Annotated in this window: 29 protein-coding genes; 17 read left to right on the forward strand and 12 right to left on the reverse strand. The window is 65.9% G+C overall.

The annotated features are described in order from the left end of the window. Positions 1-140 precede the first annotated feature (140 nt). Positions 141-632 (reverse strand): hypothetical protein, encoded by a 492-nt coding sequence (locus ETR14_RS21190; RefSeq protein ID WP_129388591.1) that lies wholly within the window; start codon positions 630-632, stop codon positions 141-143. A 240-nt stretch (positions 633-872) separates the two neighbouring features. On the opposite strand from ETR14_RS21190, the gene ETR14_RS21195 reads away from it, so the two are divergent. Continuing rightward, positions 873-1,346, forward strand: a complete 474-nt coding sequence (locus tag ETR14_RS21195) for a helix-turn-helix transcriptional regulator (protein WP_129388594.1) — start codon at positions 873-875, stop codon at positions 1,344-1,346. A 334-nt stretch (positions 1,347-1,680) separates the two neighbouring features. Then, entirely contained in the window at positions 1,681-1,965 is a 285-nt protein-coding gene (locus ETR14_RS21200; protein WP_129388596.1) for a hypothetical protein, read from the forward strand. A gap of 78 nt (positions 1,966-2,043) precedes the next feature. Here the strand turns inward: ETR14_RS21200 and ETR14_RS21205 are convergent, their stop codons facing one another. Continuing rightward, a complete protein-coding gene (locus ETR14_RS21205; protein ID WP_129388599.1) occupies positions 2,044-2,337 on the reverse strand; it encodes a hypothetical protein in 294 nt (97 codons plus the stop codon). Between the two features lie 296 nt (positions 2,338-2,633). On the opposite strand from ETR14_RS21205, the gene ETR14_RS21210 reads away from it, so the two are divergent. Then, positions 2,634-3,062: a hypothetical protein gene (locus ETR14_RS21210; RefSeq protein WP_129388602.1), complete on the forward strand. Its 429-nt coding sequence runs from the start codon at positions 2,634-2,636 to the stop codon at positions 3,060-3,062. Positions 3,063-3,110: 48 nt separating this feature from the next. Continuing rightward, positions 3,111-3,287 carry a hypothetical protein gene (locus ETR14_RS28555; RefSeq protein ID WP_165356559.1) on the forward strand — a complete coding sequence of 59 codons (177 nt, stop codon included), beginning with the start codon at positions 3,111-3,113 and terminating at the stop codon, positions 3,285-3,287. A 75-nt stretch (positions 3,288-3,362) separates the two neighbouring features. On the opposite strand, the gene ETR14_RS21215 is transcribed toward ETR14_RS28555, so the two are convergent. Then, positions 3,363-3,842 carry an ACT domain-containing protein gene (locus ETR14_RS21215; protein ID WP_243455623.1) on the reverse strand — a complete coding sequence of 160 codons (480 nt, stop codon included), beginning with the start codon at positions 3,840-3,842 and terminating at the stop codon, positions 3,363-3,365. 184 nt (positions 3,843-4,026) lie between these two features. Between ETR14_RS21215 and ETR14_RS21220 the strand changes: the two genes are divergently transcribed. The 9 genes from ETR14_RS21220 to ETR14_RS21260 all read left to right on the forward strand — a co-directional run bounded on the left by ETR14_RS21220 (position 4,027) and on the right by ETR14_RS21260 (position 12,228). Beyond that, positions 4,027-5,574 (forward strand): carboxylesterase/lipase family protein, encoded by a 1,548-nt coding sequence (locus ETR14_RS21220; RefSeq protein WP_165356560.1) that lies wholly within the window; start codon positions 4,027-4,029, stop codon positions 5,572-5,574. Between the two features lie 64 nt (positions 5,575-5,638). Further along, complete coding sequence (locus tag ETR14_RS21225; RefSeq protein WP_129388611.1) at positions 5,639-6,097, forward strand: hypothetical protein; 459 nt, start codon at positions 5,639-5,641, stop codon at positions 6,095-6,097. A 230-nt stretch (positions 6,098-6,327) separates the two neighbouring features. Further along, a complete protein-coding gene (locus ETR14_RS21230; RefSeq protein WP_129388614.1) occupies positions 6,328-7,290 on the forward strand; it encodes a rhodanese-related sulfurtransferase in 963 nt (320 codons plus the stop codon). A 102-nt stretch (positions 7,291-7,392) separates the two neighbouring features. Then, entirely contained in the window at positions 7,393-8,001 is a 609-nt protein-coding gene (locus tag ETR14_RS21235; RefSeq protein ID WP_129388617.1) for a DNA-3-methyladenine glycosylase I, read from the forward strand. Positions 8,002-8,307: 306 nt separating this feature from the next. Then, positions 8,308-9,222 carry a subclass B3 metallo-beta-lactamase gene (bla, locus tag ETR14_RS21240; RefSeq protein WP_243455624.1) on the forward strand — a complete coding sequence of 305 codons (915 nt, stop codon included), beginning with the start codon at positions 8,308-8,310 and terminating at the stop codon, positions 9,220-9,222. 41 nt (positions 9,223-9,263) lie between these two features. Further along, positions 9,264-9,758 carry a hypothetical protein gene (locus ETR14_RS21245; protein WP_129388620.1) on the forward strand — a complete coding sequence of 165 codons (495 nt, stop codon included), beginning with the start codon at positions 9,264-9,266 and terminating at the stop codon, positions 9,756-9,758. A gap of 296 nt (positions 9,759-10,054) precedes the next feature. Then, entirely contained in the window at positions 10,055-10,720 is a 666-nt protein-coding gene (locus ETR14_RS21250; protein WP_371416713.1) for a hypothetical protein, read from the forward strand. A 130-nt stretch (positions 10,721-10,850) separates the two neighbouring features. Next, positions 10,851-11,822 (forward strand): bifunctional helix-turn-helix transcriptional regulator/GNAT family N-acetyltransferase, encoded by a 972-nt coding sequence (locus tag ETR14_RS21255; protein ID WP_129388623.1) that lies wholly within the window; start codon positions 10,851-10,853, stop codon positions 11,820-11,822. Positions 11,823-11,898: 76 nt separating this feature from the next. Beyond that, positions 11,899-12,228 carry an Lrp/AsnC ligand binding domain-containing protein gene (locus tag ETR14_RS21260; protein ID WP_129388626.1) on the forward strand — a complete coding sequence of 110 codons (330 nt, stop codon included), beginning with the start codon at positions 11,899-11,901 and terminating at the stop codon, positions 12,226-12,228. Between the two features lie 12 nt (positions 12,229-12,240). Here the strand turns inward: ETR14_RS21260 and ETR14_RS21265 are convergent, their stop codons facing one another. Then, positions 12,241-12,576 carry a hypothetical protein gene (locus tag ETR14_RS21265; RefSeq protein WP_129388629.1) on the reverse strand — a complete coding sequence of 112 codons (336 nt, stop codon included), beginning with the start codon at positions 12,574-12,576 and terminating at the stop codon, positions 12,241-12,243. Positions 12,577-12,655: 79 nt separating this feature from the next. Here ETR14_RS21265 and ETR14_RS21270 point away from each other — a divergent pair, with 79 nt between their 5' ends. Beyond that, a complete protein-coding gene (locus ETR14_RS21270) occupies positions 12,656-14,143 on the forward strand; it encodes a deoxyribodipyrimidine photo-lyase (protein ID WP_129388632.1) in 1,488 nt (495 codons plus the stop codon). After that, complete coding sequence (locus ETR14_RS21275) at positions 14,143-15,270, forward strand: radical SAM protein (RefSeq protein WP_243455625.1); 1,128 nt, start codon at positions 14,143-14,145, stop codon at positions 15,268-15,270. Before ETR14_RS21270 ends, ETR14_RS21275 begins: the two co-directional genes overlap by 1 nt. Before the next feature lie 12 nt (positions 15,271-15,282). Here ETR14_RS21275 and ETR14_RS21280 read toward each other — a convergent pair whose 3' ends face one another. Together ETR14_RS21280 and ETR14_RS21285 are read right to left on the reverse strand one after the other, a co-directional pair. Next, a complete protein-coding gene (locus ETR14_RS21280; protein WP_371416828.1) occupies positions 15,283-16,044 on the reverse strand; it encodes an SDR family NAD(P)-dependent oxidoreductase in 762 nt (253 codons plus the stop codon). Continuing rightward, positions 16,008-16,208 (reverse strand): HIG1 domain-containing protein, encoded by a 201-nt coding sequence (locus ETR14_RS21285; RefSeq protein ID WP_129388638.1) that lies wholly within the window; start codon positions 16,206-16,208, stop codon positions 16,008-16,010. Before ETR14_RS21285 ends, ETR14_RS21280 begins: the two co-directional genes overlap by 37 nt. Before the next feature lie 131 nt (positions 16,209-16,339). Between ETR14_RS21285 and ETR14_RS21290 the strand changes: the two genes are divergently transcribed. Next, positions 16,340-16,804, forward strand: coding sequence for a TM2 domain-containing protein (locus ETR14_RS21290; protein ID WP_129388641.1), 465 nt, complete (start codon positions 16,340-16,342; stop codon positions 16,802-16,804). A 34-nt stretch (positions 16,805-16,838) separates the two neighbouring features. Here the strand turns inward: ETR14_RS21290 and ETR14_RS21295 are convergent, their stop codons facing one another. The 4 genes from ETR14_RS21295 to ETR14_RS21310 form a co-directional block, all read right to left on the reverse strand. Further along, on the reverse strand, positions 16,839-17,219 hold the full coding sequence (locus tag ETR14_RS21295; RefSeq protein ID WP_129388644.1) for a hypothetical protein: 381 nt from the start codon (positions 17,217-17,219) through the stop codon (positions 16,839-16,841). A gap of 147 nt (positions 17,220-17,366) precedes the next feature. Next, complete coding sequence (locus tag ETR14_RS21300) at positions 17,367-18,743, reverse strand: M24 family metallopeptidase (RefSeq protein ID WP_129388646.1); 1,377 nt, start codon at positions 18,741-18,743, stop codon at positions 17,367-17,369. Between the two features lie 57 nt (positions 18,744-18,800). Beyond that, on the reverse strand, positions 18,801-19,514 hold the full coding sequence (locus ETR14_RS21305; protein ID WP_129388648.1) for a hypothetical protein: 714 nt from the start codon (positions 19,512-19,514) through the stop codon (positions 18,801-18,803). 99 nt (positions 19,515-19,613) lie between these two features. Further along, positions 19,614-19,946, reverse strand: a complete 333-nt coding sequence (locus ETR14_RS21310) for a hypothetical protein (protein WP_206185887.1) — start codon at positions 19,944-19,946, stop codon at positions 19,614-19,616. A gap of 250 nt (positions 19,947-20,196) precedes the next feature. Between ETR14_RS21310 and ETR14_RS21315 the strand changes: the two genes are divergently transcribed. Continuing rightward, complete coding sequence (locus ETR14_RS21315; protein WP_165356561.1) at positions 20,197-21,828, forward strand: ATP-binding protein; 1,632 nt, start codon at positions 20,197-20,199, stop codon at positions 21,826-21,828. A 15-nt stretch (positions 21,829-21,843) separates the two neighbouring features. Here ETR14_RS21315 and ETR14_RS21320 read toward each other — a convergent pair whose 3' ends face one another. Together ETR14_RS21320 and ETR14_RS21325 are read right to left on the reverse strand one after the other, a co-directional pair. Beyond that, the gene (locus ETR14_RS21320; protein ID WP_165356562.1) at positions 21,844-22,788 is read right to left on the reverse strand and encodes a tetratricopeptide repeat protein; all 945 of its coding nucleotides are present in this window, start codon (positions 22,786-22,788) and stop codon (positions 21,844-21,846) included. A 286-nt stretch (positions 22,789-23,074) separates the two neighbouring features. Next, the gene (locus ETR14_RS21325; protein ID WP_243455626.1) at positions 23,075-24,781 is read right to left on the reverse strand and encodes a VWA domain-containing protein; all 1,707 of its coding nucleotides are present in this window, start codon (positions 24,779-24,781) and stop codon (positions 23,075-23,077) included. Positions 24,782-24,814 lie beyond the last annotated feature (33 nt).

The raw sequence follows: 24,814 nt of genomic DNA on the forward strand, positions 1-24,814 counted from the left end.
AGCCTTTCGTCTGAGGAGCATGGTTGGTTGGCGCTCCGGGAAGGGCAGCGTGGCCTAGAGTCCCGCCGGATTGCGGAGGCAGGGATTACCGTCCGTTTTGCCTGGCCTTTGAAATCGCCCGCGGCGGAGCGGGAGCCAAATCAGTCGATTCCGTCGAGTTTCCTGATCAGGTCTTCGAGCCGCCGATCCGGCATCAACGCACGGGCAGGCCCGGGATGCGAGAACAGATCGATAAGGCTGCAAGCCTTTCTCAGCTGACAGGCCGCGTCCCGCACCGTCCGCATCGCATCGGATTGTCCACACATCAGCGTAGTCCTTCGATTCTGGCCGCGAGTGCTGTCATCGATCGGGCGACCTCGAGATCGGTCTGGATCCGCTCCTTGGCGAGCAGCAACGCGGCATCCTCGCGCTCGCGGGTCGCCGAAGCCCTCGCCGCCTTCGGCAAGCCATCTGTCGGCGACGTTCGGATAAAGGTTGCGCAGCACCTTGATCATCTTCTGCCGGCCGCCGCCGAGCTCGCCCGAAAGATCGACCACGGTGGCCTGGCGGTAGGTGGCATGCTGCGCGGCGAATGGGTTGATTAACGCCTCTTCCGGCACGGCGGCTTTCTTCCTGCGCTTGTCCTTCGCCATTGCGGCACTCCTTTGACTGTTTCGTTCCGGGTGATCGAGTGTGTTGCTGCTTCGCGGCCGAAAGGCCGGAGCGCCGATTGCGCGGCGCTCCGGAGGTCGCGGCGGAGGGGAGGGGGCCGCCGATGCGAATTCGGCCTGCTGATCCAACGCTGCGGGCGTTGCTGATCTCATCGTGGAATAATGCAAAAGGCATCATACAAAAGCAAGTGCTTTTTGCACCATTTCTGATATTGTTCTGGCATGACGACACCGAACCAGCGCTTGAAGATCGCTCGCGCCCGCCGCTTCCCCCGCGCCATCGACGCGGCCAAGGCGCTGGGCATGCCGGTCGCGACCTACAATCAGCATGAAAATGGTCTGCGAGGATCGGGCAGCATTCCGCGCCGGGCGGCCGAGCGTTATGCCGACTTCTTCGACGTTTCGCTCGATTGGCTGCTCACCGGCCGGCAGCCCGATACCGATGTCGACGACCCTCTTCCTACTGAGGGCGAGCTGGAGAAAATGGTGGAAATCGCGATGCTTGAGGTCCCTGCCGGCGCTCGGCTCGCGGACTTTCCGCATATCGTCGGCCCAGCGCTTCATGCGCAGCTAGTGCAGTATCGAGCTGCTCGCGGAGCGCGGTCGACTGAGGGCGTAGAGACCGCTCCCGGCAAAGTCGCTCGATCTCGCGCGACCACCAGCTCAGGCGCGAGGGCAGGATCGCGCACGCCATGAGGCAGCTGGGACATGCCGCCTCACAGGCGGGCTCCTGAAGGAGCAGGTGCTTGAGTTCGTCCACGACTCGACTCTCCCGTTCTCCATATGTTCTACCAACAAGTAGTGAAAATCGCAAGCGGGAATGGGTTCCCACCTGACGCTGACGCGCGGCTGAGAAGCAGCAACAGCACAGAAAGACTTCTCGAATGATGCAAAATGCACTTGCCTTCTCCGCATGGATGAGGCATGGAGGCTGAGATGGTTTCAGGCTGCGGAGAGGCCGACTGAGATCGAGGGCGGCAGCGGCCTCGCCCCGCCGGACGCACGTGTATGATCCTGGAGGCGACGACCAATGAGACATGCTCCGATCACCACCGATGGGCGCGTGTCACCCCTCGTCTGGGGGATGACGCCGGACGGGCGCAGCGACCGTGAAAGGCTTCTCGACGCAATCGACCGGCACCTCGCAACGGCGGCGCACTTTGGCGCACTCTGCGCCGGCGGAGGCACGCTCGACGAAGCGGCCTACGCCGCAGCCGAGAAGGCGCGCGAAGACAGCGAAGCTCAATTGATCAGGCTCGTCGAGGATATCGCACTGGTGCCCTATGATCGCCTGCTCAGGGCGATGACGGCCTGATCGGCCGTACCGCCGGACCGAGCGGATCGCCACCATGCACCTCCCTTTTTCACGCAGAGCGGCGAAAGGGCGTGTCTCCTATCGATCCAGGCTCACCAGCAGGTCTTCGAAACCGAGCGACGCAGTCTCTGCCGGGAGTTCCAGGGCGTGAAAGATGCTGGTCATCGCTTCGCGAGTCTCACGATGCCGGCTCTCCAATACGGCGTCCTCTGTCCCATTCTCGCCGAACAGCCGGTCCAGATATTGCGAGGCGAGGCGCTGATGCGCTTTCGCGGCTTCGGGCTCGGCGCAGGCCGCGCATGCTGCTTCGGCTTGAGCGCGCTCGAACAGATAGTCTGAATCCGGAACATCGGACTTTGGAAGAAGGCCCATGGCTCGCCTCTAGCAATACGCACACTACCCGTTTACCGATCGCTAACATTGGTTAAAAAAAGGTTAACGGCGCCCTGAAACGGGGACGCCTCGGGGACGCTTCGCTTCGTGCCGGAGGCGTCGCTGGAAACGCGGCAGCGCCTTCGACTGCTCGGCCCGTGCTCACAGGGAGACCTCTCGACTCCCGCTCGATCCCTGCGGTACCTGCTCGGAGGCCCTGGCACTATGATCCTTCGCGCGGGCCATGGCGCGTGCTAGCGGCGTTCCGCGCACCCGGCGCTCGTGGAGACAGCATCATGTTGGCATTGATGGCCACTCTTGCGGCGATCGCGATCGCTCCGGAGCGCTCCTCGGAGCCCGTAGGCATCTCGGAGGCCGAGCGCGTCGCAGCGGCCCGGGCAGCAGGCTTTCGCCTTCGTGGCGATGTCATCGCGAACGGGTGCGACGAAGTCGCGGAGATGATCTCGTTCGAGCGGCATGATCTCGACCGTGACGGAACCGGGGAAATCGTCGTTTCCGACGGGGGCGCGTGCTACGGCGCAGCGGGGGCGATGTTCGTCGTCTTGCGCAAGGTCGGCGGAACTTGGCGCCCGATCCTCTCTGCTCAAGGCATCATGTCCATCCTGCCGAGCAGCCACGGCGGCTGGCGCGACATCGAGATTGGCGGTCCGGGCTTCGGAAAGATCCCGGTCGCCCGGTGGAACGGCGCGAAATACGTCCTTTAGCGGCTATGTGAGCTCGGAACGCCTGGTGCGATGCTGCAGGAGAACAAGATGCGCACGCGGCTGAGCATTTGCCTCCGCAAGGCGGATTACGCCACCGCCCGGGAAGCGCTCGAAGCCGCGCGCGGCTACGGCCTTCCGCTCCGGCCCTACCGCTGCGAACGCTGCCGGCGCTTTCACTTGACGAGCCGCACCAAAGGCAAGTGGCAGCCGAAGCCGCAGGACTAGCCGCTCCGCACCCGGAGAGCCAATGACGCCACCGAGCAGGCTTAAGGCCTTGCCGCGACGTTTGAGCGGCGTGGGTCAAGCATGCGCGCGCTGTAGATCCAGCAAGGCGGCGAGCGCGGCTGGCGCGCTCGCCGCCGGTACGAAGACGTGGTCGTGGTGGTAGGCGGCGACCATGTTGCACGGGATGTCGCACGCCGCCAGAACCGTGGCAACGGCGGCGGTCAGGCCGACGCCGTCGAGCGCCGAATGGACGTTGAGCGTGATCTGGCACATTTCCTGATCTGTCTCGAAGCCGAGGGCCCGTGCCCGCTCGGCGGGCAGCAGGAAGGATTGGCCCTCCGCCTCGACGAACATGCCGATCGCTGCCTCCCGACAAGCACGTGCAACCGCTTCGCTGGCGGTGGTGCAGAATATGAAGCGCCCGTTCCGCAGCACCGGATCCATCGCCGCGATCATCGCATCACGATCGCGCACCACCTCTTCCATCCTCAACGACTCCTCTAGCCATTGCTTGTGTCGCTCGGTCAGCATTCGCACGACCGGCGCCGTGATCAAGTTCGCAGCGCCTTGGTCGCCGCTGCCTCGGCCGCGGTCACGGGCGGATCGCCGCGACTGCCGGCGAACAGCCTTGATGTGGACCGTGGGCCACGGCCGGGTTCCCGGCGCAAATCGGCTTGTCCAATGCCGCTCTGTTTCTATGCTGCTTCGACATCGAACGATGGAGGGTGACCTGTTTCGCTTGGCGCTCCGCTTGACCATCTGCCTGGTCGCCCCCCTCAGCCTGGCGGCGGCCGCACCGCCTTCGGCGGGGCCGGTGGCGACGACCCGCAGCGGCCGCATCGAAGGCATCGATCAGGGCGCGGTCCATGCTTTTCTCGGCATCCCGTTTGCCGCTGCTCCGGTTGGTCCCGGTCGCTGGCGTGCGCCGCGCCCGGTTGCCGCCTGGAGCGGGGTGCGCTCCGCCCGCACCTCCGGCGCCAGCTGTTGGCAGGGGGTGACGCCGGAGGGCTTCGGTCCGTGGAGCCCCGAATATGTGGTGCAGGGCGATGTCAGCGAAGACTGCCTGTTCCTCAACGTCTGGGCACCCGCCGCGGGGAAGGCTCGCCGCCGGCCGGTGCTGGTATGGATACACGGCGGCGGATTCAACTCGGGCTCGGGGGCAGTCCCCATCTACGATGGCGGGGCGCTCGCCGCGCGGGGCATCGTCGTGGTGACGATCAACTATCGGGTGAACGTCTTCGGCTTCCTCGCCCACCCGGGCCTCAGCGCGGAAGCGGGCGCCGCACCCGCCGCGAATTTCGGGCTGCAGGACATGATCGCGGCGCTGCACTGGGTGCGGGACAACGTCTCCGCCTTCGGCGGCGATCCGGGTCAGGTCACGATCGCCGGTCAGTCGGCAGGGGCGATGGCCGTGCATGCGTTGATCGCCGCACCCTCGGCACGGGGGCTGTTCCAGCGGGCGATCGCGCAAAGCGGCTTTCCCCGCCCGCTGCCCCTGCCCAGGTTGGCGGAGGCCGAGAAAGAGGGGCTCGCCTTCGGTGCCGAGAAGAAGGCGCTTTCCCTGGCGGCCTTGCGCGCCCTTCCGGCGGAGGCGCTGCAATCGTCCCGCGGGGCGAATTCCGGTCGCTTCGGGCCGGTGATCGATGGTCGTCTGCTCCCGCAGCCCCTCGGCGAGGCCCTGCGAAGCGGGCGGGGCGCGGACGTGCCGATGCTCGCCGGATTCACGGCGGACGAGGGAAGCGGGCTTTCCAGCGCCTATGGCGCGCCCGATCCGGGCATATTGCGGCAGCTCCGGGAGGAGCTTTTCGGTCCGCGGGCGGCAAGTGCCGCGGTGCTCTACCGTGACTCGACCGACGCCGATCGTGCCGAATCGAACATCCAGCTGCACCGCGATCGCTGGGCGTGGCTGCTCGCAGCATGGGCAAGCGCCAGAAACGGTCGTGCGCCGCTTTATGGCTATCGCTTCACCCGGGTTGCGCCAGGTCCGCAATCCGCGCGCTGGCGCGCCTTCCATTCCTCGGAGATCCCCTATCTGTTCGGCACCCTCGATGCAGCGCCCGAGCGGGGCTTCACTGCCGACGATCACGCCTTCTCCGCGCAGATCGCGGGCTACTGGCTGAACTTCATCAAGACCGGCAATCCCAACGGTGCCGGTTTGCCTGCCTGGCCGGCACTGCGCGTCGACGATCCGCGGGTGATGCGGCTTGGCGAACCCCTCGCGCCCGAGCCGCTTCTGGCGCCCCAAAAGCGCGCCTTGCTGCGCAGCGACATGGGTACGAAGAAATGACCGGGAGCGGCCTGCTCCGGCAGGTCTGCTGGATGCAGTGTAGGCTGCGATGGGAGGAGGAGAGATGCGCTCGAACGATGATCTTCGCGCCGAATATCTGCTGATCCAGTCGCAATATGAGGCATATGATCAGCGGGCGCTGACCCTCAAAGGTCTTGCGACGCCGTTGCTCGGCGCCGGTCTGGCGATCGGCGTGAAGGAGAGCAGCAGCCTGATTCTGCTCGGCACCCTGTTCGTCGCGGCATCGCTCTGGCTGCTGGAGGCGATCTGGAAGAGCTTTCAATATTGCTTCGCTGCGAGAATTCGGACTCTCGAAGCCTGGCATCGAGGCGAGGGCGACGAGAACATCCCCGCTTTCCAGATCTTCACCGAGTGGGGCCGCTCGTGGGGATCGGACTATTCGCGCTGGCAGGCCTTGCCGCCGATCCTGATGCTCCCCTTCGTGGCGCTGCCTTATGCTGCGGTGATCGCGATCTCGCTGTCCGCCGTCGCCCTCATCGAGCTTGGAGGCCCCGGGAACTGAGGCGCCGGACGCGTCGATGGCGTTGGATCTTCTCCTCCCTGTCCGCGAAGCGGATGGGGAGGGGGACCGCCGGAGGCGGGGGAGGGGCCTTCCGGCGCCGAAAGCCCATTAAGCGTACTTCGTACTCTTTTCTCCCCGATCGCCCGGTGCGGCAGTGAGGATCGGGATTCCTGGCGCCGCGCCCGCGACAATGGACGAACCGCCCGCTGTGCCTTATTCGGGCGAGCACGATGTCAGATCTCGATTTGCCGATCCGTGTGGCGGCGCTCTACAAATTCACACCGCTGGAAGACTGCGCCTCGCTCCGTTCGTCGCTCGAGCAGCTGTGCGTGGACGAGGGCATCAAGGGGACGTTGCTGCTCGCGCACGAAGGGATCAACGGCACGATCGCCGGAACCGACGCCGCCATCGATCGGGTGCTCGAACACGTCCGCACTCTGCCGGGATGCGCCGACATCGAGGTCAAGGACTCTCGCGCCGCATCGATGCCGTTTCTCCGCATGAAGGTTCGCATCAAGCGCGAGATCGTGACCATGGGAAAGCCCGATGTCGATCCGCTGAGCGGCACTGGGCATTATGTCGCGCCCTCCGACTGGAATGCGCTGATCGATGATCCCGACACAATCGTGATCGACACGCGCAACGATTATGAGGTGGCCGTCGGCACGTTCGCCGGTGCGATCGATCCCAGGACCCGGAGCTTCCGCGATTTCCCAGCCTGGTTCGAGGCCAATCGCGCTGCCTTGGACGGGAATGGACAAACTGCCCGTCCGAAAATCGCGATGTTCTGCACTGGCGGCATACGCTGCGAGAAGTCGACCGCCTTTCTGAAGTCGCAAGGCCTCGACCAGGTCTATCATCTGAAGGGCGGCATTCTTGCCTATCTCGAGACGGTGCCGGCCGAGGCAAGCCGCTGGCAGGGCGACTGCTTCGTGTTCGACGAACGGGTAACCGTCGGCCATGGTCTGCGACCCGGCGGTTTCGTCCTTTGCCGTGCCTGCCGCATGCCCGTCTCGCCCCAACAGCGGGCCTCGCCGCTGTACCGGGAAGGAGTCAGCTGCCCGGCCTGCCAGCACGAACGCAGCGATGCCCAGCGGGCGCGCTATGCCGAGCGAGAGCGCCAGGTTCGTCTGGCGGAGGCGCGCGGCATCGCCCATGTCGGGGCGATCCTGCCCGAGGCCGAGGACGGTTGAGCCTCCAGCCGCGGCTCAGCCGACCTGAAGGGCCAATGAAGGCTTGCATCTAGGCCGTCCAGATTGGATCGTTGCGCTCCCGATCCTGGTTCCGGAGAACACGTGGCCACACTCTTCCCCGACGGCAAGGCACGCTGCAAATGGGCGGCGGCAGCGCCTGAATTCCTCGATTATCACGACCGCGAATGGGGCTTTCCGGTCGCTGAGGATCGCCGCCTGTTCGAAAAGATCTGCCTGGAGGGCTTTCAGTCGGGGCTGAGCTGGCGGACCATCCTCGCCAAGCGCGAACGCTTCCGAACCGTCTTTTGCGGCTTCGACTTCGAAGCGGTTGCCGAATTCGGTGGAGCCGATGTCGAGCGTCTGCTCGGCGATGCCGGCATCGTTCGCCATCGCGGCAAGATCGAGGCGACGATCAACAATGCCCGCCGCGCCGTCGAACTGGTCGAAGAGAAGGGATCGCTCGCGGCGTATCTCTGGGGCTTCGAGCCGAGCTCCGAAGCGCAGGTTGCGCCCCAATCCGCATCCACCTCCTCAGCCTCGATCGCAATTTCGAAGGATCTGAAGCGTCGCGGCTGGCGCTTCGTCGGCCCGACCACGATCTTCGCCTTCATGCAGGCGATGGGGCTCATCAACGATCATGCCGAAGATTGCGTCATCCGCCGCAAAGTCGCGGAAGCGCGCGCCGACTTCACCCGACCCGCGGTGCGATAGGCAGACCGCCCGTACGCGCGGGATGTCGATCGGACCCGTGGCATCACTCACTCTCTCGCACCACCTGGTTTGCGGCTGCATCTCCTGCGATGTCATGGCAGCGCCCCCGGGTGGCGTGGACGACCTGCCGCACAGATCGACCGCCTAAAAAGCCTCCAGTGGTGCGGACATGTGTCGCAGGGCGGAACCGAGGGGTGTTCGATCCAGACGAGCCATGAGCGCGATTGATGTCTGCCCCGAGGAATGATGCTTTGTCGTTGGCTTAGGCATGGGAGATCCCCTTCCCGAACATTCGGGAGGCGGTAAGTGAGACGAAGCAAATGGTTTGCCTTGTGGGTGAGTGCGGCGCTGCTCCAGTCGTCCGGAGGCGCGCACGAGCGGAGCGATCCGCTGCTGCAGCCGATCGAACCCGAATATGCCAAGCGCTGGCTGGTGTCGCAGCCGCCGGCCCGCATCTACGGGAATACCTTTCTTGTCGGCTTCGCCGGGCTCAACGTGGCGCTGATCCGGACACGTTCGGGCCTGATCCTGATCGACGGCAGCGTGCCGCAGGGCGTCGCCGCATTGGAACGCAACATTCGCAGCCTCGGATTCGATCCCAAGGACATCAAGCTGATCCTCAGTACCGAACCGCATTGGGATCATGCCGGCGGCCTCGCCGCGCTCGCCCGGGACACGGGCGCGGTGGTGGTGGCCGCGCCTGCCGCCGCGGAAGTGCTCCGCAGGGGGCGGAGCGCGGCCGACGATCCCCAGGCGGCCTGGCTCGCGCCCTATCCGGCTGTCGCGCGGGTTCGGTCGATCGCCGGCGGAAAGACGCTGCGCCTCGGCGAGGTGACGGTCACGGCGGTGGCGACGCCCGGTCACACGCCGGGAAGTATGAGCTGGACGTGGGATTCGTGTGAAGCCGGGCGCTGCGTGCGGATCGTGTTCGGGGCGAGTCTGAGGCCGATCGCAGCGGAAAGCTATCGCTTCTCGAGCCCGGCACGCGCCTCCGCGCTGGCCGCGTTCCGCCGCTCCTTCGCGACCTTGCGAACGATATCGTGCGGCATCCTTCTGACCGCGCATCCGGATCAATCCGGCGGCGATCTCAAGTTCGCGCAGCTGCAGCGACAACGCGATCCCAATCCGTTCCTCGATCCCGTCGCCTGTCGCGCCTACGCCGACCGCTACGAACGCCTGCTCGACAAACGCCTCGCCGACGAAGCCGCTGGGAGCTTCTGATCTGAATCAGGCAAATATCGCCCGGACCTGCTGCAAACCAGGTGCCGCTCGCCTATCATTCCTCCTGCGCCGCGACGAAAGCCGGGGTGTGGGCGCTCGGGCGGGTGTTGAACGAGGAATTGCGCCTTGCCGGCGTCGGCAAGAGGATCAAGGTGGTAACGCTCATGCCCTGGGCTGCCGACACGCCCTTCTGGACGCATGCCGCCAATTATTCGGGGCACAAGCCGCGGATGATCCTGATGGACGATCCCGACAAGGTCGCCGAGGCGATCGTGTGGGTATCGCTGCATCCCCGCGAGGAGCTTCCGGTCGGCTGGAAGGCGCAGGCGGCCTCGACCTTCCACACGATCCTGCCCGATCTGACGGAGAAGATTTCGGCCGACATCGTCCATCGGGAAATGGCCAAGGGCAGCCCGGATCCGGCAACGCCCGGCGCGGTGCATCGCCCGACGCCGGAAGGCCGCGGCGTCGAGGGCGGCGTGCGTCAGCGCATGGACCGCGAAGACAAGGCTCGGCAGCGAACCGATCCGCGGTGACTGCCGGCGCAGACGTCGCGTGCCGACGGCGTAGCATCACGACACTTCACTCGCAGCGCCTGCAGTGGCTCACCAATATCCGGCGATCGATCAGGTCCTACCGACGGCCAGAACAGGAAATCGCAGCCGACCGGCCGGATATGTCAGGCCTCGCCAATGTAGGTCGTGGCCAGCATCCATTTAGAATTGTGCTTCAAAACAAGACATTGGCGGTTTGACACTTAGCGCCTCAATGCCCGATCATGATGCTGCGACTCGGATCAGGGCCGGGTCGCGACTTGAGGGGGTATTACAACGTGAAAAAGCGCCTTTGCGCGTGCGGGCTTCTGCTCGCACCGACCATTTCATTTGGACAAGTGTCGCCGGCCGCGCCGACGAGCTCGGCCGTCGCGGCAACACCGGTCGCCGCATCGGCCCTGTCGCCGATCATGGCGCCTGCCGCCGGCAATGCCGTCCTGCGCACCGGCACCGAGGTGCCGCTTCGGCTGGTCGAGGAACTGACCACCAAAGGCAAGAAGCTGAAGGTCGGCCATCGTTTCCGGCTTGAAACGTCCGACGCGGTGGTCGTTCAAGGTGCAACCGTCATCCCCAGCGGCAGCCCCGCCGTTGGAGAGGTTACCGACGTGCGTAACAAGGGCATGTGGGGCAAGTCGGGCAGGCTCGACGCCCGGCTTCTGTACGTAACCGTGAACGGCCGCCAGATTCGGCTCACCGGTGCGTTCGACGACAAGGGCACGGCGGGCGGCATCGGCGCGGTCGCAGTTTCCGCGGTCGTGTTTCTCCCGGCTGGCTTCTTCATGACGGGCACCAGCGCCAAGGTGCCGTTGGGCACGATCGTAAAGGGTTTCGTCGACGAGGATGTGCCGCTGGCGATGGCGGCCGCTGAGCAGGCACCGCTTCCCGTCACCATTGCGCCCGAACCGGTGACTGTCGCCACCGCTGCCGATCCTTCGACCCGCTGACGGGAACTAAAGAGGCGGCCGGGCCGCGTGTCCCGTCCGCCTCCAAGCCGTACCAAACCTAGGCGCCCAGTTGACTCGTTACATCCACTATCATAACAGGTTATATATCGGGTTATGAGGCGAGTGATCTATGACCGACGTGATTGCAGATTTGGGCCCCGTCTTCCTCGGCAGCCGGCTGAAGCGGCTTGCCGAGCGGTTCCAGGGCAGCGCCGCCCGGATCATCGCGGACGCCGGCCTGCCGGTGCAGCCGAGTCATATGCCCTTGCTGACCGCGCTCGCAAGCGGACCCACCACGGTCGGGCAGTTGGTCGACATGGTCGGCACCAGCCAGCCGGGCATTACCCGAAGCGTCGGGCAACTGGTCGCGTTGGGCCTGGTGACGTCGGAACGGGGAACCGACCAGCGCGAGCGCCGCCTGTCGCTGACCGGTGCGGGTGAAAGGGTGATGACGCAGAGCCGTGCACTGATCTGGCCGCGCGTCGAGGCCGCCGTCGGCGATTTGTGCGCAAGCGTGTCCGGCGGGTTTCTCGAACAGGTCGCGGCGCTCGAGGCGGCGCTGACGGCCGAGCCGCTCGAGTCGCGAGTCGCGAGGGCGCCAAGGCCGAAGCTCAGCCTCGTCGAGTATGATGACTCGCTTGCTCCGCTCTTCCACGATCTCAACGCCGAGTGGATCGCGGCGATGTTCTCGCTCGAGCCGACCGACCGCGACGTTCTCGAGAACCCGCGTACGCGGATCATCGAGCCGGGCGGAGCGATCCTGTTCGTCGAAGTCGAAGGCCTCGGCGTGGTCGGCACCTGCGCTCTGCAGAAGACAGGGGAAGGGCGGTTCGAACTGACCAAGATGGCCGTCCGCGACAGCGCGCGCGGGATGAAGGCCGGTGCGTTTCTGCTGAAGGCGATGCTCGATCGCGCCGCCGCGATGGACGTGCGCGAACTCTATCTGCTGTCCAACAGGCGCTGTGCCGCTGCTGTCCATCTCTACGAAAAGGCCGGCTTCCGCCACGATCCGGAGATCATGGCGAGGTACGGCGCGCGCTACGAACGCTGCGACGTCGCCATGCGCTATCACGGTCCGCTCGGGACAGCGGGGAACGCGTGAGGTCCGGTCGCACAGGGTTTTTGCCGCGTACGATCTTCCCTGCCGCAGCCCGTCGGTTCTATGGGACGGTCAAGTCGTGCCCGACCTGCTTCGGTCCGTGCACGCGCCGATCCAGGAGAGGACGCCCATGCAGTTTTTCATCTTCATCCGCTGCAAGCCGGGGAAGACCACTCAGGTGGGCTTGTCGATGGTGCGCAAGCGCCTCAAGGAAGTGCAGGAGATCCACTCGATCAGCGGCGATTGGGATCTGATGGTGCGCGCTCTGGTCAGCCCACGCGGCGTGGAGGCCGACTTCGAAAGCAATGTGATGGAAAGCCTGCTCGCCGATCAGTGGGACAATGTCGACCGCACCCAAACGATCATCGGTTACCGCGTGTTCAATCCGGAAGATTCGTTTGTGGAATAGGATGGGGGCGGGTCAGGGCGCCTCGCGTCCTTGCGCCTCCCACCAATCCCGATAGGGCGAGTTCTTGACCAGAGTGCGGTTGAGATCGGGCGCGCCGTCGCTCCACCACACAGGTCCGCGTTCGCCGAGCGCCCGTTTCGCCTGGTCGACGTCGCGCCGGGCGCGGGTCAGTTCCGGTTGCTTGTCGCCGGCGGCACGCACCGCACGCCGCGCGTCCATCAATGCGCTGACGAGCACGCGCCGGTCCTGTTCCGGAAGGGTCGGGTTGGAGGCCCGCCACAGCCGCGGTCCGAGCTTGCCTTGGACGATCAGGTAGCGCCCATCGGGTGTTCGCGGCGGTTCGATCATCTGGCGCGACAACCGGTCGTGCCGGGCGGTAGTTCCTTTTGCCGTAGCAGCTTCTTGCTCGCCGGGTGGTTGGACGCGGATGCAATCTGTACTTCCCGAGTCCCTGACCGACTGGCCTGAAGCGCCGCGCTGCCGGGTTCTGAACCGGGCTCCGCTCCGGCCTCGGAGCAAATATGTGCTGTGCTGGCTGCAGCAGGCGCTGCGCGCGACCGACAATCCCGCGATCGATGCGGCTGTGCTGCTCGCCAACCACCTCGGACTTCCCGTGCTCGTCTACCACGGCCTCCGCGAGGATTATCCCTATGCGTCCGATCGCCTGCACCGGTTCGTCCTGGGCGCGAGCCGGGATCTCGCGCGCGGTTGTGCGGATCGCGGCATCGCCTGCGTGCAGCACGTCGACCGCGTCGGCGTTCGGGAGAGGGGCTTGGTCTATCGTCTTGCCGCCGATGCCGCGGCCATCGTGCTCGAGGATCAGCCCGCCTTCGTCGCCCAGTGGCAGGCGGAGAGGGTTGCTGCCCGAAGCGACGTGGCCGTGATCGCCGTCAATGCGGCCTGCCTCGTGCCGCCCGCTGCGCTCGATCAAGGGGTCGGCACTACGGCCGCCTTTCGCCGCCGCCACCTCGCGGCCCGAGACCAATGGGAGCGCGGTACGGATGCGGAGCCCGCAATCGCGGCTTATGACGGAGCGCTTCCGTTCGCGCCGGATCGGCTCGGGTCGATGGACGATCAGGCGCTCGACCGGCTCGTCGCCACGCTCGACATCGACCATGCTCTTCCGCCGAGCGCGATGCTGCCGGGGGCGCGCGCCGAAGTCGGCCTTCGCCTGGAGCGTCTGACGCGCGAAGTACTTCCGGCTTATGCCGACGCCCGCGGGGATGCCTCGCGTCCTGAAGGGGCGAGCACCTTGTCCCCTTACCTGCACTTCGGGCTGGTCGGGCCGCGCGAGGTGATGGCCGCGATCCGGGCTTCCGATGTTCCCGCGGCCCAGCAGGAGAAGTTCGCCGACGAACTGCTCACTTGGCGCGAGTGGTTCCACTACAAGGCGCGGACGCTGCGTGTGCCGGAGAGCTACGCCCGCATCCCCAACTGGGCGCGAACCCAGCTCGACAACCACGCGGCCGACCCCCGGCCGGACTTAGAGTCCCTCGAAGCGCTGCTCCACGGAGAGACAGGCGACGAGAGCTGGAATGCGTGTCAGAAGCAGTATCTGATCGACGGCTGGATGCACAACAATCTGCGCATGTACTGGGCGAAGCGGATCATCGCGATGACACCCGATCCGAAGACGGCTTGGGCGACAGCCTGCTATCTCAACGATCGGCTGAGCCTCGACGGGCGCGATCCTTCCACTTACGGCAATCTCGCCTGGGCGTTCGGCGATGCGGCGCCCGGCTACCGCGACAATCCCGTTTACGGCCTCGTCCAGAAGCGGACCGATCGTTCGATCCGCGAGCGGCCCGGTGGACCGGAATGGCTGCGCGCCGCCGCTGCACGGGCTGGCCCCCGGCTGGCAGTCCCCGAAAGGGCTCCGGAAGATCCCTATATCACTGAGACGCTGCCGATCTGATGGGCGATCGCGCCGCAGCCGCCCCGATCGGCGGGCACGAAGATGCCGCCGCCGGCAACCCGCAGGCTGCATCGTCCCGGCTCTGGCGCCCCAAACGTGTCCTCCTCACCCGTTCCGCCCGGTCATTCGATCATGGCCGCGCCATCGCCGAACGGGCGAGTGCTCTCGGCATCGAGATCATTGAGCTTCCGTCCGATCGCCTGATGCTGGATCGCTGGACGGATCCCAGGCGGGCTTATGCCGAGGCGAAGCAGACCCTCGCCGTGGTGAATGCTTCGCCCTCGAAGCGGCGCCTGCAGCCGATCGCGCCAAGCGCCGACTGGCGGGTCGACCTTGCAGAAGGGTGCCCGGCGCATTGCAGCTATTGCTATCTGGCAGGGTCGTTGAAGGGACCGCCGATCACCCGCGCCTACGCCAATCTCCCCGAAATTTTAGCGGCCTTGCCCGATTATCTCGGCAAGGGTTCTGTCACCTCGGGAACGAAGCTGCGCGGCCATGAAGGCACGACCTACGAAGCCTCCTGCTATACCGATCCGCTTGCGATCGAGCATATCACAGGCTCTCTTTCCGCGCTGATCGACTTCTTCGGTCGCTGGAACGCCGATGTCCAGCTGCGCTTCACGACGAAGTTTTCGTCGGTGACGCCTTTGCTGGCAAGGGACCATGGCGGGCGCACACGCATGCGCATCTCGGTCAACCCGCCGGCATTCGCCCGTCACGAGGGCGGCACCAGCCCCGTCGCGGCGCGGATCGCCGGCCTGCGCCTGATGGCGGAAGCGGGGTACCGGATCGGGCTCACCATCGCGCCGATCATCGCGGCTCCCGGGTGGCGCGACGTCTATGGCGATCTCATCGACGAGGTGGCCGAAGCCCTGCTTGGGATACCTGTCGATCTCACTGTCGAATTGATCACCCATCGCTACACTCCCGGATCGAAGGAGGTGCTGACTCGCTGGTATCCGGGGTCGGATCTCGACATGTCGGCGCGAAACCGTGTGGAAAAGCGCACCAAATTCGGCAGCATCAAGCACGTCTACGATCCGCCGACGATGGCCGGTCTCAAGAGCTTCTTCGAGGAGCGCATCTCCCAGGCCTTGCCCGGTGCCCGGATCCTCTACTTCACCTGAGCAAAGCGGACGTCAGGGGACGATCTCGCGCCCATCCCACGCGAACAGCTTGCCGCTGGCATCGGCCGGGAGCTGCTCGATAACGTCGATCAGCTGCCGCGCCGCCGTCTGGGGGGAGAACAGCCTGTCGGCCGGCACGCCGCGCTGGAATGGCTGGCTCAGCTTCGTATCGACCGTGCCAGGGTGAAGCGCGACGCACGCCGTCAGCGGCCGCGTCCGGGCGAGTTCGATTGCGAGCGATCTGACGATCATGTTCAGCGCCGCCTTAGACGCCCGATAGCTGTACCAGCCGCCGAGCCGGTTGTCGCCGATGCTGCCGACCCGGGCCGAGAGCATCGCCATCATCGAGGGTGCGTGTACCGGCAGCAGCGGCAGGAAGTGCTTCGCGATCAGACCAGGGCCGATCGTATTGATTGCAAAGGTGCGCGCCATCCCCTCTGCCGAGATCTGCCGATAGGTCTTTTCCGGCGCGACTCCGTCGCCGTGCAGGATCCCGGTCGCGACCAGCACGAGGTCGATCGGCTTTCCCGATTGCGACACGGTCGCTGCCGCCCGCTGGATGCTGGCTTCGTCCTCGATGTCGATCGCAACCCGCCGAACGCGCTGGTCGCCACCATCGGCGCGGCGCGAAAGGGCATGGACCAATGCGCCGCGATCCGCGAAGGCGGCGGCGAGCGCTGCACCGACACCGCCGGAGGCGCCGACGATGACGACATGGTCGAGGCGCCGCCGTTCGGTCAGCTGCGGCCGATCAGGATGAACAGGACCGCGAATACGATCGCGATCGCCTGATAGGCGACGCGTTTCTGCATCAGCGCCTGCGATCGGACAGCGTGGACGTCGCCGCCACCCTGCGCCATGGCAACGAGGCCTTTGACCAGCACGAACAAGGTCGCTCCGGCGGCGGCGATGATCAGGATAAAAAGAAGGATCTGCATGATCGGGATATAGGACCTCCCCCCGCAGTTTTCATCGGCACGGCAGCGCTCCGCAAAGATCTTGCCGCCGCATTCGCCATTGTCAAAGACCCGTCTCTCGGCAAGATGGAGGAACGAAGGGCAGGGGAAATATGCGCGGACAGGTACTTGGCGTAGACACACGGACGGGCGACGGGATCGTCCTCGGCGACGATGGCCGCCGTTACACCTTCCGGCCGCGCGATTGGGCCGATCGCGGCGAGCCCGCCGTCGGCCTCCAGGTGGATTTCGAAACCGACCAGAGCCGTGCGCTCAGCATCTTCCCGGTTCCGGGCGCGGCGCCGGTTCGGCCCGCGTACGACATCGCGAGCGTCCGCGCGCCCGTTGCGAACGACCGCAACAAATATATCGCGGCGCTGATCGCCTTCGCGTTCGGCCCGCTCGGCATTCACCGTTTCTACCTGGGCCGCACCGGTACCGGCATCCTGATGCTGGTGCTCAGCTGCACCATCGTCGGATTGCTGCTCTCGGTGCCCTGGGCGATCATCGACATGATCCGCTATCTGGTCATGTCCGAGCGCGAATTCGAGGCGCGCTACCCGCGGTACGAAGCATAGCTGCGACGGGGGCGCATTCGGCGTCGGGTCGTTCTCACTCGCAACGCTGAAGCTCGGGCCCCTGAGCGTCCGGGCCGTCGGCATAGCCCGCACCTTTGAGCCGGCGTCCATCGGGCGAGAGTTCGAGGATACCGGTCGCTGGCGAGTCGCCGTCATAGGTCGACAAGGTGCCCTCATAGCGGATGCTGTCGGGGCTCAACGCCGTGACTCGCACGATCGTGACGCCTTCCTCGTAGCGGACGATGTCCGTCGCGGTGATCTTCGCGCCCTCGACATTGTCGCCGCCGCGCGACGCGCAATGGGCCGGATCGATGACCCATTCGCCCTGAAACTTCGCCGGGACCTGCCCGGGCGATGCCTTCGGCGAGGCCGCCGCCGGCGCGGCAAGTGCGAGAAGAATGGCGACAATCGGCATGTACGGTCTCCGCCGGCATAAGGGATCTGGCAGCCGGCCGCGCGCGCCCTACAAAGTCGCGCCGATCTTGCCCAGCCGTTTCCGGCCCGGAACGAAGATGTCACTGCCAGGCGACCCGGACGGTTTTCTGAAGGGGCAGGGCGAACGCTACCGCGTGGTCTCGATCAAGTGGAACGCCTTCTGGCGGCCGTCCAGGTAGGTGAGGCTCGTGCCGTCGAAATAGGCATCTTCCTCCAGTCGGAACGGGATCCTCTGTCCGCCCCATTCGGGCACGGCCTGGGTTTGCGATAGCTCGATCGACCAGGCCGTATTGGCGCGGAGCCGCCGCTCGCCTCTGGGGCTCGGCTTCTGATCGTCCCAGAAGCCGATCGCGGCGCCCGCACCATGACCGTGAAAGCCGATCGGGTGAGAATAGATGCTCGGCTCCAGTCCGAGCGCAGTCGCCTTCGCGCGGGCACGTTCCAGCATCTGATTGCCGGAAAGGCCGACGGCAAAGGATGTCGCCAGGGAGTCCTGGACTCGATTGGCGTTGGCGAGGCCGGCACGCAATCCCGGCGGTGCATCGCGTTCGCCGGGCTTCAGCACGTAGGCGAGATGCTGCGTGTCCGTCGCGAGACCGAGATGCATGATCCCGAAGTCGGTCCAAAGCATGTCGCCCGGCTGGATCACGGTGTCGCCGGAGAGCTCGCCGGCAGCGCCCTTGCGGAAGATGCCGACCGAAGGCTGGAACCATGTGGAAAGCTTCAATGCCGCGATCCGCTCGCGAAACCACCAGACGAGGTCGGCCGCGGTTGTCCGGCCGGGGGTGATCACGTGGCGCGAAAACCCTTCGCCGATGATCGCGTGCGCGGTTCGCACGATCGTCGGATAGGTCTCCATCTCGGCTGCGCTGCGCGCCTCCAGCCAGCCGATCGCGAGTTCCTCTCCGGACACCACCCGCTTCGCGTAGCCGGCCGGCAAGGCTGCCAACACCGAATCATGCTGGCTCTTGGTCAGCCCATCGGCAAAGGCGCTGTTCTCCGAGACGTTGAGGGCGATCCTGCGCGGGTTTTTCTCGGTAATGATGGCGGCGAGCCGCCGAAACTGATCCGGTTCCTCTTCGGGCCGCCACGCCGGCTGAAACAGGCCGCCCATCCCGTACCGGCTGACCGTCAGCCGCTGCACGCCTTGCCCCCCGCCCGGATCGAAGAAGATCAGGATGGTCCGCCGGCGCGCCCGCATGCTCTCGGCGTCCAGCATCGTCGCTACGACGGGATCCTCGAGATATTCGCGGGCGACCAGCACCCACATGTCGATACCCTGCTCGCGCATCAGTGCGGGCACGACCGTATCGAGCCGTTGCGCCAGCCACGTGTCGCGAAGCCGCGCCTGATCGCGCAGCGGCATGATCGGCGGTAGCACGGCCGGCAGCTGCTCGGCGTCCGCGGTGGGAGTGGACGGCAGCGCCTCGGCGGCCGCCGGCGGGAGCAAGGCAACAGCCAGCGAGAGGGCGACGGCACGGGTGCCGCGAAGGATCAGGGTCATGTGCACTCCTGAAGGAGGGGCAGGCGGCGCTTTGCCGGGGCAGGATTCTCCGGCGCCTCAGTCGCGGTGCAGCATCGCCGCAAACCGGTGCTCGTCGCGGCCGGCCGTGACGACGATGGTGAGCGGCTGATCCGCCTTTTGCGATCGCACGATCTTCGGCAATTCGAAGACGAGATAGCCGCCCGACGCCTCCTGAGGGCCGACCTTGGCGGGCTGCAGAACGCCGTCGATCGCGCTCAGCAGCTTTGCACCGGGCAGCAGGTCCGCGTCCTGATTGCGATCTTGCCTTGCGGCTGCCGCATTGCTCGCCGCCGTGCCGTTCCCGCCGCTGACGAAGCCGGTCGGCACCTGGGTGCCGGTGCTCGCCGACTGGGCTAGGCTCGACAGATCGCCCTTGACCCGGCGGTCGACCGATGCGGCACGTCCCATCTCGCGCTCTACGAGATTGGCGCCCTTGGCAAATTCGGTCAGCGGTACTTCGCTCAGCACCGAGCCGTCGGCGAGTTCCAATCGGACGCTCGCGGGGCCGAAATCGAAGACCTTGGCGCCCAGGTTCATCACCAGCACCCGAACTGTGCCGCGCCTCGTGATCGCGCTTCCCGGCGAGATCACCCGCACCAGCGAACCCTCGGTGCGGCTGTCGGCGGCATGAAGCCCGCCATAGCCGTGCAGCAATTTGTGATCCTGGCCGCTCAGCTGCACGCGGTAATTGCCCGCCGCGGCAGGGCCCGCGAGCGCCAGGGCCAGGGCTGCGACCAGATATCGGCTCATTGAGGCTCCCCCACACGTATTCGGTGGGAGAATGCCGTGGATGCGTCGCTTCCGCAATGGATCCGGATGCGCACCGCACGAGGCTCTGACGGATCGACCTCAAAGGCGCATGTCGCTCGCTGCGATGCGGTGGTGCTCGACCGACTGCGGCTTCTCGAGCAGATACTGGTCGTCCTCCGGATAATAGCGCGCCACGTCGATCGGCTGTCCGGCGAAGGCTTCGATCGCCGCCAGCGATTCCCACCAACTGAGCGTCGTCACTTCGGTCGAGCCATCGGCAAGATCGCGCAGCAGCATCTGGCAACCAAGGTTGCCGGCGGTAGCTCGATAGTCCTTGAACCCGGTCTCCTCGATATAGCGAACATAGTCGGCTGTGTCCGAGGTCCTGATCCGGGAAGACCAGCGTCGTAAGATCATGGTAGGCCTGTTCATCGGCGCCTCTCAAAAACCGGATTCTAGCATTCGACCGTCGACCGGTGACAGGCAATTCCCCCGCTTCGGTGATAAAGGCGGCTTATCGTCTCGCTCCCGCCCGCAGAAGACAGCGGCTGGCAACAGGCAAGGCATCGCACGAGCGACGAGCTTGGAACCGGGGCGGAACGAAACCGGCGGCCTGCGCGCGGGTTGTTGTCTTGCCCTTTGCGCCGCCATTCCTAAGATGAAGCGTCAGGAGCTTGCCAGAATGTCCAAGGGTTCCAGTGCGTCATGGACCGAAGTTGAGCGGCTGCGCATACTCCGCGATTACTCGATTCTGGATACGCCGCCGGAGCCGGTCTTCGACGAGATCGTCGCGCTTGCGGCCGAAGTGTGCGACACGCCGATTGCGCTCGTCAGCCTGGTCGACGAGTTGCGGCAGTGGTTCAAGGCCGAATACGGCCTTGGTCAGCGCGAAACGCCGCGTGCGGTCGCCGTCTGCGCGCACGCCATGCTGGAGCCGGACACGTTCATCGTTCCGGATCTTAGCCGGGATACTCGCTTCACCGACAATCCGCTGGTCACCGGAGCCGAAAATCTGCGGTTCTACGCCGGGGTCCAGTTGATCGGGCGCGACGGGGTTCCGCTGGGGACTCTATCGGTGCTCGATCGTTGTCCGCGGCCGGAAGGGCTTAGCCCGCGTCAGCAGCGCCTTTTGCGCGGCCTGGCGCGGCAGGTGATGAGCGAGCTCGAGCTCAGGCGATCACTTGCCGAACAGCGCATCCAGCTTCAGCGTTTCCAGTTGCTGTTCGAGCAGGCGCCGCTGTTCCTGGCCTTGTGCGAAGGTCCCGCCTTGCAGTTCGGCTACGCCAATCGTGCCTTCCATGATCTCATCGGTCGTGAGACCGTCTTCGGACATGCAGCGGAAGAAGCCCTTCGGGATCTGAACGACGACGATCTTCTCGTGCATCTCCGCAGCGTCTGGGACAGCGGAGCGCCATTCAGGGGCCGGGATCTCCCGTTGCGCAGGAAAAAGTCTTCGGCGGGCTCGTCATGTCGCCACGTCGACATGATCGTCGAGCCGATGGTCGGTGCCAATGGGCGTATCGTCGGATTGCTATGTGCCGGTTCCGACATGACCGAGGAACATCAGGCGAAGGATCAGGCGGCGCGCCTGCGGGCCCAGATCGAGCATGGTCGGCAGGTCAGCGCGATGGGCCTGATGGCGACGACCATCGCGCATGAGCTCAATCAGCCGCTGGCGGCCGCCGGGAACTACCTCAGCGCGGTCCGCTATCTGCTGCCCTCCCTGGCCGGCGACAAGCTTGCCAAGGTCGCCGAGGCGGCGGCGCTCGCCGACGATCAGCTCGCGCGTGCCGGCCAGATCATTCGCAGCGCGCGCACCCTGGTGACCAGCGGCCTCGTCAAACGAGAACTGGTCGAATTCGCAGATCTCGTTGCGCGGGTTCGTGCCCTCCTGGCGGCATCTGGGGAGTGCCCGGGTCTGAGCATTCGCACCGAGCTGGCACCGGTCCGGTCGACGGTTTGCGTGGATCGTATCCAGATCGAGCAGGTCCTCCTGAATCTCATCCGCAACGCCTATCAGGCGAATCGATCCGGTTCGGAATGCCTGGTCATGGTTACGGCGCATGCCGTCGATGCTGATTGCGTCGAGGTCACGGTTCGCGATTACGGGCCAGGGATACCGGAGGAAGCGTTCGGAATGCTGTTCACCACCTTGCATCAGTCGACCAGCGGCGGGCTCGGGGCGGGGCTTTCGATCTGCGCCACCATCGTTCGTGCGCATGGCGGCAGGATCTGGGCCGTGAACGAGCCCGATGGCGGCGCCTCCTTTCATTTCACGCTCGCGCAGGCCGACGATCTGTCCGACGCGGCCTGAATCCAGGCGAGGGGTTCAGTTCGGCAAGTCGGCGTAGCGCGGATCGAGGGCTGCTGCCCGCTCCGCGTCGGCCTGCGCGCGGGCGATCGCCCCGATCTGCCGGTAGACGAGGCTGCGATTGTAATGCACACGCGCGCTGTGCGGCGCGAGCGCCACGGCCCGGTCGAGGTCCGCGAGCGCGCGGTTCAGGTCACCGCGTCGGCGATATACCAGGCCTCTGTTGAGGTAGGCCAGGGCCGAACGCGGCGCGAAAGCCACGGCACGGTCGAACGCCTCGATCGCCGCGGTCAGGTCGCCGCTCCAGGCACGGGTGAGGCCATCCGCGACATGACCGGCGCCCTTCGCCGAGGCGTCGAGCTGCGCCTTGCACGAATCGAGGCTGCGGTTCGGATCATCAACGGTACAGGCGTTCCAGTCGCCGCGTGCCGGCGTGCTCACCGCCGCCGACGTCTCCGCGATCTCACCCCTCCGGCTGAGCGCGGCACGGGGCGCGGCCGGCCGCGCCGCACGCGAACCGGTCACCACGATGTCGGCCGCCGTGGCGGATCGAGCGACCACCGCAGGAGCACTGAGGGGCTGGACGGAGCTCTCGGCGAGAGCTTCGGACTTTGGTGCCGGTGCGGGCTGCGCTTGGCGCGCAGGTACAGCCGTCTCCGGCTCTGGAGCCACGGCTACGGTCTCGGAGCGCGGTTCGGTTGAATCGACAGTGGCGGCGGCAGGCGACGTGCTCGCCTTCGGTCTTGCAGGCGGCGTCGCCGATGCATCCGCGGTCTCGGTTGCTGCGGAGGCGGCACGTTCGCGCCGGGTGGGCGCGGCTTCGGGGATCGCCTCCGGCGAGCCGGGCGGCGGAGCAAGTGCGTTCCAGGCCGGAACGCCGATCAGGGCGACGAGCGCAGCGGTGGCGACCGCCCCGGCATAACGGCGACCGGCGAGCGACCACGGAGCGTTCCTCCAGGACACCGGGCGACGGGGGGCTGCAACGCCTTGCTCGTGCGCATCGAACCGCCGGAGCGCCTGGTCGATCGCAGCTTGGCGGCGCACCGGGGAGGGCTGCGGAGCCGCCGGCAATGCGGAAGAAATGTCGTCGTCAACGCTCATCATGGCCCTGCGTAGCAGCGCCAGCAGCCACCATTGTTGTGTCGGCTGGACGGAAACAGGGAGGTGTGACGGCCGGCATAGGGACAGCTATAGCGGATTGCGGCCGCCGGTCGAACGCAGGATCGTCTGCGCCGACCGGCGGCGCCGCTCAGCTCGGCAGCGATCGCGCGGCCTGGGCGGCCCGGATCAGCTGGACCAGTTCGGAACGATAGCCATAGTCGTCGCGGCCCCGCGCGGCCAAGACGATCTGCAGCACCTCGTCATAGCTCATTCTTCCCGTATAGCGCCCGCCGCGCAGCAGCTCGGCGAATCCGGCGACGCCTGCGGCGAAGCGGGCATCCGTCGGCGCATCGATGAAGCGGGCCACTTCCGAACGCCGGTCGATCGGAGTCGAGATCAGCCGGCTGGTGTCGGATTTCGGCAGCTTGTAGCGGATCTTGACGAAACCGTATTCCGACGCAGTCGCGGTTCCGCGGCCAGGGGCAGCCTGATTTCCATAGCGACGCGGCGGGATCGTACGCGGCCCGCCAACCGGCACGATCTCGTAGAGCGCAGTAACGCTCTGTCCGGAACCGACCTCGCCGGCATCGACCTTGTCATTGTCGAAATCGTCACGCTGGAGCAGCCGGCTTTCGTAGCCGATCAAGCGATACTCGGCGACCATTGCCGGGTTGAACTCGACTTGGATCTTTACGTCCTTGGCGATCGGGAACAGGGTCGAACTGGCCTCTTCGACGAGCGTCTTGCGGGCTTCGGCGATCGTGTCGATATAGGCTGCGGCGCCGTTGCCGTTCTGGGCCAGCATCTGCATCAGCGCATCATTGTAATTGCCCATGCCGAAGCCGAGCACCGACAGGAACACGCCCTTGCCGCGTTCACGCTCGACGAAGCCCTTGAGCTCGGCGGGGTCGGTGATGCCGACGTTGAAATCGCCGTCCGTGGCAAGGATCACCCGGTTGACGCCGTCCGGGTCGATATTGCGCTCCGCCAGGGCATAGGCCTGCCGGATTCCTTCCGCGCCTGCGGTGCTCCCCCCTGCACCGAGCCCGTCGATGACGGCTCGGATCCGCGCCTTCTCCCGCGCCGGGGTCGGCTCGAGCGCCGTGCCGGCGCTGCCCGCATAGGTCACGATCGCGACCCTGTCGTCCGGATCGAGGCGGTCAAGCAGCATCGACAGCGACTGACGCACCAGCGGCAGCTTGTTCGGGGCGTTCATCGATCCGGACGTGTCGATCAGGAAGACGAGGTTTGCGCGCGGACGCGCCGTCTGTTCGACGGCGAAGCCCTTGATGCCGATCCGGACGAGCTTGCGTCCCGGCGACCACGGACTCGGAAACACGCTTATGGCGCTACTGAACGGCTCCGAAGCGGACCGTGGTGTCCGATAATCGTAGGGGAAATAGTTGATCATCTCCTCTGTGCGCACGGCTGCCTTCTGCGGCAGCACATTGTTGGTCAGCGATGCCCTGACGAACGCATAGGAAGCGGTATCGACGTCGATCGAGAAGGTGGAGATCGGCTCCTCGGTGGCGACGCGAAACGGGTTTTCGTTCGCGGCGGCGAAACGGTCGCGACCTTGTGGCGGTGGCAGCGGCATGAACGGTCGTTCGTACATCGGGGATCGCATCGCCACCCGCGATCCGCTGATCATCAGCCCTTGCCGCGGCGCAGGCCTGACCGCCGACATGTCCGCCGTGGATCCCACCTGCTGGGCGGTAACGACGATGTCCTCGCTGGCCTCCGCGACTGCCGGAGTGGGCGGCGGGGCAGGCGGCTGTTCGACGGCGGTTCCCGAACAGGCGGCAAGTGCGGCAACGGCGATCCCGATGCCGATAGCAGGATGCAAACGAACCATGATTGTCTCCCTGGTGACGAGGCGGATCACCAT

Origin of the sequence: Sphingosinicella sp. BN140058 (assembly GCF_004135585.1) — a bacterium.
Classification (GTDB): Bacteria; Pseudomonadota; Alphaproteobacteria; order Sphingomonadales; family Sphingomonadaceae; genus Allosphingosinicella.